Origin of the sequence: Streptomyces sp. NBC_01171 (assembly GCF_045039805.1) — a bacterium.
Classification (GTDB): Bacteria; Actinomycetota; Actinomycetes; order Streptomycetales; family Streptomycetaceae; genus Streptomyces.
Map to the genome: position 1 here is coordinate 3,247,991 of NZ_CP108609.1, position 13,792 is coordinate 3,261,782.

Below are 13,792 nucleotides of genomic sequence, written 5' to 3' on the forward strand. Positions count from 1 at the left end.
GGGCCGTCCGCACCGCGGCACCCGCTTCACGGCGCCTACGCCCCACCGAGCACCGGCTCGGCGGGGCGTACCCGGTCCCGGGCCCGGACCGTCAGAGCACCGGGGTGAAGCCCAGCGCCTCGCCGTACTGCCTCAGCTCGGCGTGGAGGGCGGTGACGATGCTCTCCACCTTGCGGAAGCCGTGGCCCTCGCCCTCGAAGGTGAGGTATTCACACGCCACCCCGCGCTCGGCGAGCCGCTCGGCCATCAGCCGGCTCTGCTCGGGCGGGCACACCTTGTCCTCCATGCCCTGGAGCAGGACGAACGGCGCCTTGATCCGGTCGGCCCCGGCGAGCGGGGAGCGCTCCTCGTAACGGTCCCTCGCCTCCGGCCAGGGACCGATGAGGCTGTCGAGGTAGCGCGCCTCGAAGTCATGGGTCCCTCCGGCGGCCCAGGTCACCGGGTCGAGCAGGGGGAAGTAGACGCCCGCGGCGCCATAGAGGTCGGGTTCGGCGCACAGCGACGCGGCGGCGGTCCAGCCCCCGGCGCTGCCGCCCCGGATGGCGATGCGCGCGGGGTCCGCGAGCCCCTCGGCGATCAGCCCGCGGGCCACGGCGGCACAGTCCTGGACATCGGTGAGCCCCCAGTTCCCGCGCAGCCGTTCGCGGTAGGCCCGGCCGTAGCCGGAGGAGCCGCCGTACTGGACGTCGGCCACGCCGATGCCGCGGCTGGTGAAGAAGCCGATGTCCTGGCGGAGCACCAGAGCGCTGCGGCTCGTCGGACCACCGTGCACGAAGATCAGCCACGGCGGCAGCTCGTCGTCCGGTCCGGCGTGGTCGGGGCTGTACGGCGGGTAGAGGTGCGCGTACACCTCCTCTCCGTCCGTCCCGTCGAAGGCGCGGGTGTACGGCGCCGGGGCCCAGGCGTCGAACTCGGTCCCCGAGGGGGGCCGCACCACCGTCACGCCGCCGTCGGCCGGATCGGCGACGACGACGGTACGGCGGCGGCGCGGACCGGCACAGACCGCGGCGAGGAGCCGTCCGTCCGTGGCGGGCGAAATCCACTCGGTGCCGGCCGCGACGAACCCCTCCGGATCGCGCAGGGCGCCGTCCGGGGAGAGGATGCCCAGCCGGCGCTCCCCGGTGCCGTGCACCACCGCGAGCGTGCCGTCGCGCAGCGGCACGATCCAGCGCTGTCCGATGCGCCACAGGGCGTCGCCGAACTCCTCCTGGGCCGGACGCAGGTTGCGCACGGTGCCGTCGGGGGAGACCGCGTGGACGTTCCACCAGCCGTCCGGGTCGGTGACCGCGTACAGGACGCCGGAGCCGTCGGCGGCCCACTCCGCCTGGGTGACCGCCTGGCGGGGCTCGGGACCGGCCAGGTCGCCGAGCACGGCCCGGGGCTCGGAGAGCGCACCGGCGGGCGTGATGTCCGCGACCATCAACTCGGTGGCGTCCCAGGGGAGATCGGGGTGGTTCCAGCCGATCCAGGCCACCCGGTCACCGCCGGGCTCGATCCGGGGGCCGGTCAGGAACTGGTGGCCGGCCGCCAGTTCGCGCACCCGGCCCGGGTCGGTCCGGGCGCTCCCGTCCAGCGGCACGGCGACCAGGTGCCGGGTGACCCGGGTGCCCTCCTCGTCAGCCACCGTCTCGCGCACGCACCAGACCTCGTCGCCGCGGACGGTGGGGTCCGCGTAGCGCAGCTCGGCCGCCCAACTGCCCGGCGGGGTGAGCGGAAGCGGGTCGGCGCCGGGCCGCCAGAGGTGGAGCCGCTGGTCGGGGCCGTGGGTGAAGACGACGCCGTCGGCGGGGTCGGTGGAGACCGCCCGCCACGGGCGGCCCCCGTACTCGATCACCCGGGTACGGACGTCCCACCGGCCGGGCAGCGCCTCCACCGGGCCGTCCGGGCCGCCTCGCATCAGCGCGGCCCGGCCACCGTCCTCCGGCAGGGGTTCGGTCCACCAGACCTCGCTCCCCACGAAGTCCACCCACTCGGGCAGGGCCTCCCCGCCGGCGACGTCATCGGCGCCGATCGGGGAGGCCCAGCTCCCGTACGGGGCGGTGCGTTGTCCGTGGACCATGGGTGCCTCCTGGAGGGTCGTTCCGGACGCGAACGATTGACAATGTTGGCAAAAGGTTGTCACGCTACTTCCTCAGTTGGCAACGCTTGCCTCACGGGAGGGTCTGCCGATGGGCGGACAAGGCTGAAAACAAGCCCTTCATCTGCACGCCCGGCCTGAACGCCACCTTGGCAACTCATTGCCTATCGTTGATGTCAGGAGCCCCGCCATGACCCAGCAGACCGCCGTGCAGCAGGCCGGCGTGTCGCTCAGCGCGCCACGGCATCTCCGGCCGGCGCTCTTCCTGGACCACTTCTTCGGCAGCCTCGGCCTGTTCACGGTCTTTCCCGTGCTCGGCCTGCTGCTCGCCGCCCGCACCTCGGGCATGAGCACCGGATGGGTGGGCACCGGTCTGTTCTGCTACACCGCCTCGGCCGGGCTGTCCGCCCTGGTGCTCAACCGGTGGCTGCACCGCGTCGGCTACCGCACGGGCATGGTCGGCGGCGTGCTGCTCTCGGCCCTCGCCTTCGGCTCGCTGCCCTACCCGACGCTCCCCTGGGCGCTGTGCGGGCTGCTGGTCCTCGCGGGCACCGGGGTGAGCGTGCACTACACCGTCTCCCGTGTACTCATCGCCGAGGCGGTGGCCGACGACATCGGCCGGCACCGGATCTTCTCGCTGTTCCAGATCGCCGTGAACGCCGGCGCGATGCTCGGCCCGTTCGTCGCCAACGCGCTGTACGGGGGCGGTGATCCCCGTCCGCTGATGACCGTGATCGCGCTGTGCTACCTGCTCGCCGGTGCCGTGATGGTCCCCGGCGTCCCGCGCGGCCACCGGCCGCCTCCCACCTCCGGAAGCTGGCCGCTGAGCCGGGCGATGCTGCGCGAGGTGGTGCGGACCTCCGCCGTGTGGCGGCTGGTCGTGATCGGCACCCTCGGCACCTTCGTCTACGCGCAGTTCTACTCGGCCTTCGCCCTGTACGTCGGCCGGGACTTCGCCTCCGGTGCCGTGCGCTCGGTCCTGCTGGCCGTGCCCGCGGTCTCCATCGTGGTGCTCCAGACCGTCGTGACGGCGGGCGTCGGCCGCCTCATGGCCGCCGGCCGCACCCCGCTCACCCTGCTGGGATACGCGAACCTGCTGTTCGCGACGGCCATGCTGCTGCTCGGCCTCGGGACGCCCGAGCTGCTCGGCGCCGCTCTCGCGGTGGTCGTCTTCGCCCTCGCCGAAATGGTGTGGGCGCCCATGATGAGCACCGCCTTCGCCTCGCTGCGCACCGGCTCCAGCCTGGAGGTCATGCACCTGCGCCAGGTGTGCCGGACCGCCGGTGACTCGCTCGGCTCCCTGGCGGGCGGCTCGCTCTTCCTGCTCCTGCACGACACCGGCCGGGGGCGGCTGTACTGGGTCGCCCTCGGTGTCCTCACCCTGGCCGCCACGCTGCCGCTCGCCTTCCGCGACCGGCGTCCCGACCGGACCGGCCGCCCGGACTGACCGCGTACGCGGCTCCCTCTTCCGCCCTCACTCGCAGAGCTCACAGCAAAGGACTCTCCCCATGTCCCTTACCGAAGCCGTAGCGGCGGCCCCGGCCACCGGGACGGCGGCCGACCGGCCGCCGGTGCACGAACTCGTCTCCCGTTTCGCCCGCCTGACGCCGCGCCGCGCCGCCGTGCGCAGCGGCGACGCCACCATCGGATACGGCGGCCTGGACGCCTGGGCGGCCCGTATCGCCGCACGGCTGGCAGCGGCCGGCGTGGGCCGCGGAGACCGGGTGGCGATCCTGGCCGCGCCCGGAACCGCGATGGTGGCCGGGGCGCTGGGCATCCTGAAGTCCGGCGCGGCCTACGTACCGGTGGACCGGGCCCTCCCCGACCACCGGGTCGCCGCCGTGCTCGCCGACGCGCGGGTGAGCGCCGCCGTCGTCACGGCGGACCTGGAACACCGGGTCACCGGAGGCGTCCCCGTGGTCCGCGCCGAGGACACCGAGCAGCCGGACGACGGCGATCAGGACGACGAGCCCGAGGGGAGCCATACGGACCGCGCCGCCTCCCCGGCCGACCCCGCCTACCTGATCTACACCTCGGGCACCACCGGTGAGCCCAAGGGCGTCCTGGTCGAGCACGCCCAGTTGTCCGCCTCCACCGCGGCCCGTGCCGAGGTCTACCCGGACGCGGGCGTCTTCCTGCTCGTCTCACCGCTCGCCTTCGACTCCTCCGTCGCCGGGCTGTGGGGCACCCTCACGACGGGTGGCACGCTGGTGGTCGCCCGGCCCGAGGAGGTGACGGACCCCGAGCGGCTGCTGGGGCTCGTCGACCGGCACACGGTGACCCGCCTGCTCTGCGTCCCCTCGCTCTACTCGGTGCTGCTGGACGCCGCCGAGCGCACCGGCACGGCGGCGCTGCGCTCGCTGCGTACCGTGATCATGGCCGGGGAGCCGCTGCCCCAGACCCTGCTGGACCGCCACTTCCGCCTGCTGCGCGAAACGGAGCTGGTCAACGAGTACGGCCCCACCGAGGCCACCGTGTGGGCCAGTTACCGGCGCTACACCGGACCCGCCCCGGTCACCATCGGCCGGGCGGTGCCCGGTGTCTCCCTGTACGTGCTGGACGAGCGGGGCGAACCGGTGCCGGACGGCACCGAGGGCGAGCTGTACATCGGCGGCGAGCAGGTGGCGCGCGGCTACTTCGGCCGGCCGGAGGCCACCGGGGCGGCGTTCCCGCCCGACCCGCACCGGCCGGGCGGGCGCCGCTACCGCACCGGCGACCTGGTCGTCCGCCGCGCCGACGGCACCCTGGACTTCCGCGGCCGTGGCGACCATCAGGTGAAGATCCGGGGCCACCGGGTGGAGCTGGGCGCGGTGGAGGAGGAGTTGCGCGGGCTGCCCGGTGTCCGGGACGCCGCCGTCGTCCCCGACGCCGGCCGCACGCTGCTCACCGGCTTCGTCCGCACCGAGCCGGGCACCGACCCGGCCGCGCTGCGGCAGGCCCTGGCCCGGCGGCTGCCGGACGCCATGGTTCCCGCGCGACTGCTGGCCGTCGACGCGTTCCCCCTGACCGTCAACGGCAAGGTGGACCGCACCGGGCTCGCCGAGCGGGCCGAGCGGACCCCCGTGGCCGCCCCCGAGGTCCCCGCCGCGCAGGGGGACACCACCGCCCAGGTGGCCGCGGCCTGGGCGGAGGTGCTGAAGATCCCCTCGGTACCGCTGGACGTCAACTTCTTCGACCTCGGGGGTCATTCGCTCACCATGTACCAGCTCCAGACCGCGCTGGAGAGCCGTACCGGCGTGCGCCCCTCGGTGGTCTCGCTCTTCCGGCACACGACCGTCACCACCCAGGCCGCCCTGCTCGCCGGCGGCGCCGAGGACGGCCGGGACGACTCGGCGGCCGGGCGCCGCGAGGCCGCCGCCCGCCGGGTCAGCGCCCGGCGCGCCCGCCGCAGCCGTGACAAGGAGGATGTCGCATGACCAGCACCGCCCCCGACGCCACGCACGAGCTGTGGCTGCACACCGTCGCCGAACGTCCCGACGCCACCCACCGGCTGGTGTGCTTCCCGCACGCCGGGGGCTCGGCCTCCTTCTTCCGTGAGTGGGCGGCCGTACCCGACTGCACGGTGCACGCCGTGCGTTATCCCGGCCGGGCCGAACGCCTCGCGGAACCCTGCGCCACCGATCTGCGGGCCCTCGCCGACGACATCGCCCGGGCGCTGCTTCCGCTGGCGGACCGGCCGCTGGTCCTCTTCGGACACAGTCTGGGGGCGGCGGTGGCGCTGGAGACCGCGCGCTCCCTCCAGGGCCGTGGCGTCGGCATCGCCCATCTGTTCGCGTCGGGCTCGCGCAACGCGCCGCTGCCCGAGCCGGAGCCCTTCACCGACGACGGCGAGGACGACGCGACCGTGGCCGCCCGGCTGGTGGCCATGGGCGGCACCGACCCCGAGCTGGCCGCCGACCCCTTCTTCCAGGAGCTGGTCATCCCGTACGTCCGCGCCGACGGCCGTCTCTTCCACAGCTACGCCATGGACCCGGGCCCCCTCCTGACCTGCCCGGTGACGACCATCGTCGGGGACGCCGACGCGGACGCAGACCTGCGGCCGTGGCCGGAGCTGACCAGCGGCCCGTTCCGTGAACGCACCGTGCGCGGCGGTCACTTCTACCTCATCGACGAACCGCCGTACGCGCTCGTCGAACAGGAGCTGGCCGGCGCGCCCAGACCCTGAACGACCAAGGACGGCGCCCCCGGAACCCATCGGTTCCGGGGGCGCCGTCGTCGTGGCGGGCTCAGCTCACGGACACGGTGTCCCGCTCCGCCAGCAGCCCCCGCACGATCTCCCGCTGGCTGCCGAGGGTGCGCGCGAGGAACATCTCGCGGATGGGCACCTTCACCCCGAGCTCCAGCTTGATCCGACGGGCCAGGTGCGTGGTGAGCAGCGAGTCCCCGCCGAGAGCGAAGAAGTCCGAGCCGTCGGTCAGTTCCGTGTGGCCGAGCAGGTCCGCCCAGAGTCCGGCCAGCACCTGCGCCGGGTCGGCCGGGGGTGCCTGCCGCTCGTCAGCCGCCCCTGCCGCCACGCCGGGCGGAACCGCGGCTTCCTCGGGCCGGGGTGCCGCTGGACGGGCAGCGGCTTCCGGGGCCGTCCAGCGCGGCCCGGCGAAGGGATAGCCCGGCAGGTGCACCGGATCGCCGTGCGCGCACAGGGCGCCGGTGGACAGCGGCTGGCCCAGGGTCCACAGCGTGCCCAGCGCGGCCAGCACCTCCTCGGCGGGGCGCTCGGTGCGGTCCGGGCTCAGCGGGACGGGGGTGAGGCCCGCCGCGGCCGCCATCGCCGACAGAGCCCGGCCGGGGCCGACCTCGACGGCCACCGCACCGGGGTGACGACGGGCCAGTGCGGCCAGCGCGTCCGCGAAACGCACGGTTCCGCGCGCCTGGTCGACGTAGTCCCGGGCGGTCGGCGTGCTGCCCGCCGGGAGGATGCCGCCGGTGCGGTTCACCGCGATCGGCAGCGTGGTGCGGCGCGGCGCGAGTCCCTGCGCCGCGGCCGCGAGCACCGGCAGGGCCGGCTCGACGAGCGCCGAGTGGAAGGCATGGCTGGTGCGCAGCGGCCTGGCGTGGACGCGGTCGCCGATGCGGGCGAGGAAGCGCTCGACCTCGTCCCGGGCACCGGCCAGCACACAGCTCTCGGGAGCGTTGTGCGCGGCGAGTTCGAGTGCGCACCCGGACTCCTCGGCCAGGGCGAGCGCGGTGGCCGGGTCGCATTCGAGCGCGGCCATCGCCCCCGCCGGGCAGTCGGCCATGGCCCGTCCGCGGGCGACCACCAGCCGGGCGGCCTCCGCGAGTTCCAGCCCGCCCGCGACGGCGATCGCGGTGATCTCCCCGAGGCTGTGCCCGGCGAGGGCGACCGGACCGATGCCGAGCGCGCGCAGGGCGCGGGCGGCGGCGTACTCGACCGCGAACAGCGCCGGCTGGGCGAGCGAGGTGGCGGCGAGCCGCTCGGCCGGGAAGCCGGTGTCCAGCAGGGCGGCGCGCACCTCGTCCGCGATGTCCTCGGGGAAGGCGGCCAGGCACTCCTCCAGCGCGGCGCCGAAGCCGGGCAGTGCCGCCCTGAAGGGCAGGGCCATTCCGGGTCGCTGGGCCCCCTGGCCGGGGAAGAGCAGCACGACGGGTGCCGGTGCCCCGGCCGCGGTCCCGCGTACCGAGCCCTGGCGGCCGGCCCGCAGCCGCTCGACGGCCTCCGCGGTGTCCCGCGCGGTCACGGCGAGGCGCGCGGGCAGCGCGGCCCGCCGGACGAGCGTGCTCGCGACGTCGCCGAGCGCCGACGCGGACGGCCGCTGGCCGAGGTGTGCGGCGAGGCGGGTCGCGACGCGGTCCAGCGCGGCGTCGTCCTGGGCGGAGAGCAGCAGCAGCTCGCCCGCCTCGCGCGGCTCCCGGACGGGGCGGGGCGGGCGTACGGGGGGCTGCTCGACGATGACGTGCGCGTTGGTGCCGCCGACGCCGAAGGAGGAGACACCGGCTCTGCGCGGCCCGGACGCGGTCCACTCCACGGGCCGGTCCGGCACGTACAGCGGCGAACCCTCGGTGTCCAGCAGCGGGTTGAGCCGCCGGAAGCCGGCCACGGGCGGGATGACGCCCTCCTTCACCACCAGCAAAGTCTTGATCAGTGAGGCGACCCCGGCCGCGTTGTCGAGGTGACCGGTGGTGGCCTTCAGGGCACCGACGGCGATGCTGCCCGACGGGGCTCCCAGCCCGGCGTAGGCCGCGGAGGCGGCGGCCCACTCGATGGGGTCGCCGACGCGGGTGCCGGTGGCGTGCGCCTCGAGGTAGCCGATCGAGTCGGCGGGGACGTCCGCCGCGGTGACCGCGGCACGGATCACGCTCTCCTGGCCGTCGACGGACGGGGCGTAGTAACCGGCCTTGGCGGAGCCGTCGTTGTTCACGGCGGTACCGAGCAGTACGCCGTAGGGGTCGGGTCCGGGCTCCTCCTCGGTGTCGGTGAGGCGGCGCAGCACCACGGCCGCGACCCCGGAGCCGGAGACGACTCCGTCCGCGTCCGCGTCGAAGGGCCGGCAGTCGCCGGTGGCGGAATGGACGCCGCCGGCCACATGGAGGTGCCCGTGCTGGGGGTGGGCGATGCCCGCGCCGACCACGAGTGCCTGGTCGCAGTCGCCGTTGAGCAGCGCCTGCACGGCGAGGTGCACCGCGACGAGCGAGGAGGAGCAGGCGGTCTGCACCGCGATCGCCGGTCCGGTCAGGCCGAGCTTGTAGGAGATCAGGCTCGCCATGAAGTCCGGCTCGGTGCCGTGCAGGGCGTCTTCCAGGGTGAGCGGGTCGAGCCGGCCGGAGGCGACCATGCTGCGGAGGTATCCGCTGCTGCTGGCGGTCGCGAACACGGCGGTGGTGGGCAGATCGGCGGAGCGGGGCGCGCAACCCGCGTCCTCCAGCGCCGCCCAGGCCGTCTCCAGCATCAGCCGGTGCTGCGGGTCCATCATCTCGGCCTCGCGCGGGCTGACCCGGAACAGGGCGTTCTCGAACCGGTCGGCGTCGGCCAGATGGCCGTGCACCGGCACATGGTCGGGGTCCTCCACCAGACGGGGGTCCACTCCGGCCTCGATCAGTTCGGCCCGCTCGTAGCGCCGGGTGAGGACCTGCCCGGCGAGCACCGCGTCCCACCACTCGGCGAGGTCGGGTGCGCCCGGGAACCGGGCGGCGATGCCGGTGACGGCGATGTCGAGAGATCGATCGCGGGACATGTTTCCCCTTCGGTCGCTGAGTGGTGTCCGCCGCCGACGTGCGGGGGTGACCGCAGGAACGCGACGTGCTGTCCAACTGCTTGGCAAGAGGTTGCCTGATGTTGCCTAGCTGTGGCAACCTCTTGGCAACCGAGGGTGGACCGGCCCCGTGCGCCGTCCGGCCCGGCCGCCGACGAGGGGAGAGCGCCGACATGCGAGCTGGAGCAGAGTGGCCGGTGCCCGACGAGGGTCTGCACGAGACCTTCGCGCGGGTCGCCCGGCGGCACCCGGAGGCCCGCGCGCTGATCGCGGCGGACGGCTCGGTGACCTACGCGGCGCTGGACGCGGCGGCCGACGCCTGGGCGGCCCGGCTCGCGGCCGCCGGAGCCGGTCCGGGCCGTGTGGTCCCGGTCCTGCTGCCCCGCGGCACCGACCTCGTGACCGCGCTGCTGGCGGTCCTCAAGACGGGGGCCGCCTACGCCTTGCTGGACCCGGAGTGGCCCGAACGCCGACTGCGCGACATCCTCGGCCAGTTGGACGCTCCCGTGCTGGCCGGCACCGGGCCGGAGGGACTGGGCGGGCTTCCGCTCTGCCCGCCCCCGGACGGCAGCTCCTCGGCACCGGGAGGGTTCCGCCCGGTCACCGCGCGGTCCGCCGACCCCGCCTGCGTCTTCTTCACCTCGGGAACGACCGGACGGCCCAAGGGCGTTCTCAGCCCCCACCGCGCGACCGCCCGGCTCTTCCCGCCCCCCGGTGCCGGCGGCTTCGTCGGCATCCGGCCCGGCACGGTGGTCCCGGTCGCCGCCCCGATGCCGTGGGACGCGTTCTCCCTGGAGCTGTGGGGCGCGCTGCTGAACGGCGCCACCGCCCTGCTGGTGGCGGAGCCGTACCTGTCGCCGCAGGCCCTGCGCCAGGCGATCGCCACTCACGGGGCGGACACCGTCTGGCTGACGGCCGGTCTGTTCAACATGGTCGTGGACGAGAACCCCGACGCCTTCACCGGCCTGCGCACACTGATGACCGGCGGGGAGCGGCTGTCCCCCGGGCATGTGGCCCGGTTCCTGCGGCGCCACCCGTCGATCACCTTGCTGAACGGCTACGGGCCGGTCGAATCCACCGTCTTCGCCACCACCCACCGCATCACCGAGGCCGACTGCGCGGCCGCCGACGGCATCCCGCTGGGCACCCCCGTGCCGGGCACGCGGGTGTACGTGCTGGACGGCGACCGTCCGTGCGGACCAGGTGAAACCGGGGAGATCTGCCTCGCCGGCCAGGGCCTGGCCCTGCGCTATCTCGGCGACCCGGCGCTCACCGAGGCCGCGTTCACCACCGTGGCACCGGACGGCGTGCCCACCCGGATCTACCGCACCGGCGACCTCGGTTCCTGGGGCGAGGACGGGCTGCTGCGCTACGGCGGCCGGGCCGACCGTCAGGTCAAGATCCGCGGCCACCGGGTGGAACCGGCCGAGGTCGAGCGGCAGATCGAGGAACTGCTCCCCGCCGTGCGCGGCTGCCGCGTGCTCGCCCGCCGGGACCCGCACGGCGCCGTACGCGACCTGGTCGCCTTCCTCGTCCCCCGCACGCCGGGCGATCCGCTCACCGGCGCCCTGGAGACCCTGGCGGACACCCTCGTGCCGTACCAGCGTCCGAGCACCGTGGTCGGCGTGCCGGCGTTCCCGCTCACCGCCGTCGGCAAGCTCGACGAACGGGCACTTCTGGCCCTGCTGGACGCGCCGGAGCCGGGCGCCGGACCCGCTCGCGACCCCGACTCCGACTCCGGCGGCACCCCGGCCGACCCGGCCGAGCGGCTCGTCGCCGAGACCTTCGCGGCCGTCCTCGACCGCGGGACGGTCCCCGCCGACGCCTCCTTCTTCGAGCTGGGCGGCACCTCCCTGGACGCGGGCCGGGTCTGCGCCCGCCTGTCCGCACGACTGGACAGGCCCGTTCCGGTCTCCCGCATGTTCCGCGAGCCCACCGTCGCGGGCCTCGCCGCCTTCCTGCGCGCCGCGCCGCCCGAGGAGAGCGGTCCGGCCGCCGACCCGGAGCGCGTCCCGTTGACCCCGCTCCAGCTCGTCCACCTCACCCGCCACCTCACCGATCCCGGCGACCGCACCGGAGAGTGCCGCCTGAGCTGGGTCATCGAGGGGGAACTGGACGCGGCGGCCCTCGCCTCGGCGGTCTCCTGGACACACGGCCGGCACGAGGCGCTGCGCGCCCGGTACGTCGTCGACCCTGCCCCGGCCGCCGCGCTGCCGGGCCTGCCCCCGCCGGAACTGGAGGAGGTCGCGCCCCAGCCCACCCTGGAAGCCGCCTTCAAGGCCCTGGACGCCCAGCTCGCCGACGGCCTGGAACCCACCGAGGGCGAGGTCTGGCGCACCGCCCTGGTACCGGTCGACGACGGGGGCACCCCGCGGACGGTCCTCGGCTGCCTGGTCCACCACATCGCCTTCGACGGCTGGTCGGAGTCCGTGCTCGCCCGTGATCTGTCGGCCGGCTACCGCCGCGCCCTCGGGAGGCCCACGGACCCGTCCCCCGCCGTGCCCACGCTCGCCGAGGCCCACACCGAGCGCCTGCGGCGGCTCTCCCTCACCGATCTGGACGGCTCACAGGACCGGCTCCGCCGTCAACTGGCCGACGCGCCCGACCTCGTGTGGCCCGACGGCCCCCGGGTGGCCGGACCGGTCCGGCACCGCGAGCTGAGGCTGCCCCCCGAGTCCGTCGCCGAGCTGGACGCCGAGGCGGCCGCCGTCGGCACCACCCGCTTCACCGCGCTGCTCCGCCGGTGCGCCATGGCCCTCGCCGCGGCCACCGGGCAACGCGACCTCACCCTCGGCGTCCCGGTGGCCCAGCGGGACACCCCGCTCGTCCAGCACGCCGTCGGCTGCCACCTCACCATGGCCCCGGTACGCCTGCGCGGGAGGGCGCTGGGGAAGGGGCCCGACGCCCTGCGCGCCACGGCCCGGTCGGTGACGGACGCCCTGGCCGCGCTGGACGTCCCCTTCCAGGACCTCCTCCGGGCCGCCGGACGCCGCCCGCGGGGCGACCGTCCCCCGCTGTACCAGGCGCTGTTCGCCCTCCAGGACAACGCCCCGGCGCCGCTCGACCTGCCCGGCGCCACCACCCGCTTCGTCCGCCTGCCGTACGCGGACCTGCCGCTGGAGTTCCACGCCGAACTGTGGCCGGAGGACGACGGCGCACTGCTGCTGACGGTGTCGTACCGGCCGGGCGCCGTGCCCGAGTCCACCGTCGGCACCTTCCTGGACCACTTCCGCACCCCGGACGCCCCGCGCACCGGCCGCACAGGAGATGCCTCGTGACCGTCCTCACCGAGCACGCCGTCCAGCCCCGCCCGGCCACGGGCCCCGGTCCCGTCGACCGTCCCGGCCTCCTGACCGACCCCGCCCTGCACGCCACGGGCGACCCGCACGCCATCTGGCGCTGGATGCGCGAACACTCCCCCGTCCACCGTCACGAGGCCGGCGAGCTGCCCGCCTTCTGGTCGCTCACCCGCTACGAGGACATCCGCGCCGTCTACCGCGACCCCGCCACCTTCAGCTCCGCCCAGGGCGTCCTGCTGCGGCCGCTGGCGCTGGGCGAGGACCCGGGGGCCGGGCAGACCCTCGCGCTGACCGACCCGCCCCGGCACAAGCAGTTGCGCGGTCTGATGGCCGACTGGTTCAACACCCGCGCGGTCCGGGAGCTGGAGGGCTTCATGCGGGACGCCGTACGGGACACGCTCGCCCTCGCGGTCGAGCGCGGCTCGTGCGACGCGGTCGACGACGTGGCCGCCCGGATCTCGATGTACACCATCGCCCGCATCATCGGCGTGCCCCGCGAGGACCAGGAGTCGCTCTTCACGTGGGCGAACGAATGCTTCCTGGCCCACCGTTCGCTCGCCGCCCACCACGGCTTCATGGGCTACTTCATCGACCTGATGGACCAGCGCACCGCCGAACCGACGGACGACCTGCTGTCCTCGCTCGCCCACGGGACCGTCGACGGCGAACCGCTCACCGAGGAGGAGATCCTCCTCAACTGCGAGAACCTCGTGGGCGCCACCGAGAACGGCCGGCTGGCGCTCGCCGCCGGGCTGCTGGCCCTGCTGGAGCACCCGGCGGAGCTGGCCCGGCTGCGGGCCGACCGCGCGCTGCTGCCCGCCGCGGGGGAGGAGATCCTGCGCTGGACCTCCAGCGCCACCCACAGCATGCGCACCGCGACCCGGTCCGTCGAGATCGGCGGCCGCCGCATCGAGGCCGGCGACAAGGTCGTCGTCTGGGTGCCCTCCGGCAACCGCGACGAGACGGTCTTCACCGACCCCTACCGCTTCGACGTGGGCCGCACACCCAACCGCCATCTGGCGCTGGCGGCCGGGGAGCACTTCTGCATCGGCAGCACGCTGGCCCGCGTCCAGCTACGGCTGCTCCTCACCGAACTCCTGGACTCGGGAGTGGAGTTGGAGCAGTCAGGCCCGATGGTGCGCCTCAGCTCGATCCACGTGGCCGGCCCGGAGAGCGCCCCGCTCCGGGTCAGAGCGCCCCACTGACGC

General features: G+C 75.0%; 7 protein-coding genes. 5 read left to right on the plus strand and 2 right to left on the minus strand.

Annotated features, from left to right (window positions below; genetic code table 11):
- Positions 1-91: 91 nt before the first annotated feature.
- Positions 92-2,059: an alpha/beta hydrolase family protein gene (locus OG448_RS14890; protein ID WP_405554215.1), complete on the minus strand. Its 1,968-nt coding sequence runs from the start codon at positions 2,057-2,059 to the stop codon at positions 92-94.
- Between the two features lie 208 nt (positions 2,060-2,267).
- Between OG448_RS14890 and OG448_RS14895 the strand changes: the two genes are divergently transcribed.
- The 3 genes from OG448_RS14895 (at position 2,268) to OG448_RS14905 (ending at position 6,242) form a co-directional block, all read left to right on the plus strand.
- Positions 2,268-3,524, plus strand: a complete 1,257-nt coding sequence (locus tag OG448_RS14895; RefSeq protein WP_405554216.1) for an MFS transporter — start codon at positions 2,268-2,270, stop codon at positions 3,522-3,524.
- 61 nt (positions 3,525-3,585) lie between these two features.
- On the plus strand, positions 3,586-5,493 hold the full coding sequence (locus tag OG448_RS14900; protein ID WP_405554218.1) for a non-ribosomal peptide synthetase: 1,908 nt from the start codon (positions 3,586-3,588) through the stop codon (positions 5,491-5,493).
- The gene (locus tag OG448_RS14905; RefSeq protein ID WP_405554219.1) at positions 5,490-6,242 is read left to right on the plus strand and encodes a thioesterase II family protein; all 753 of its coding nucleotides are present in this window, start codon (positions 5,490-5,492) and stop codon (positions 6,240-6,242) included. Before OG448_RS14900 ends, OG448_RS14905 begins: the two co-directional genes overlap by 4 nt.
- 61 nt (positions 6,243-6,303) lie before the next feature.
- On the opposite strand, the gene OG448_RS14910 is transcribed toward OG448_RS14905, so the two are convergent.
- Entirely contained in the window at positions 6,304-9,267 is a 2,964-nt protein-coding gene (locus OG448_RS14910) for a type I polyketide synthase (protein WP_405554221.1), read from the minus strand.
- A gap of 191 nt (positions 9,268-9,458) precedes the next feature.
- On the opposite strand from OG448_RS14910, the gene OG448_RS14915 reads away from it, so the two are divergent.
- Complete coding sequence (locus OG448_RS14915; RefSeq protein WP_405554223.1) at positions 9,459-12,563, plus strand: amino acid adenylation domain-containing protein; 3,105 nt, start codon at positions 9,459-9,461, stop codon at positions 12,561-12,563.
- Positions 12,560-13,789 carry a cytochrome P450 gene (locus OG448_RS14920; RefSeq protein WP_405554224.1) on the plus strand — a complete coding sequence of 410 codons (1,230 nt, stop codon included), beginning with the start codon at positions 12,560-12,562 and terminating at the stop codon, positions 13,787-13,789. Before OG448_RS14915 ends, OG448_RS14920 begins: the two co-directional genes overlap by 4 nt.
- Positions 13,790-13,792: the final 3 nt, after the last annotated feature.

Excerpts from the sequence above, each read along its gene's own strand:
- OG448_RS14910 (WP_405554221.1), bottom strand. The coding sequence starts at position 9,267 with ATGTCCCGCGATCGATCTCTCGACATCGCCGTCACCGGCATCGCCGCC.
- OG448_RS14890 (WP_405554215.1), bottom strand. The coding sequence starts at position 2,059 with ATGGTCCACGGACAACGCACCGCCCCGTACGGGAGCTGGGCCTCCCCG.
- OG448_RS14900 (WP_405554218.1), top strand. The coding sequence starts at position 3,586 with ATGTCCCTTACCGAAGCCGTAGCGGCGGCCCCGGCCACCGGGACGGCG.
- OG448_RS14895 (WP_405554216.1), top strand. The coding sequence starts at position 2,268 with ATGACCCAGCAGACCGCCGTGCAGCAGGCCGGCGTGTCGCTCAGCGCG.
- OG448_RS14915 (WP_405554223.1), top strand. The coding sequence starts at position 9,459 with ATGCGAGCTGGAGCAGAGTGGCCGGTGCCCGACGAGGGTCTGCACGAG.
- OG448_RS14905 (WP_405554219.1), top strand. The coding sequence starts at position 5,490 with ATGACCAGCACCGCCCCCGACGCCACGCACGAGCTGTGGCTGCACACC.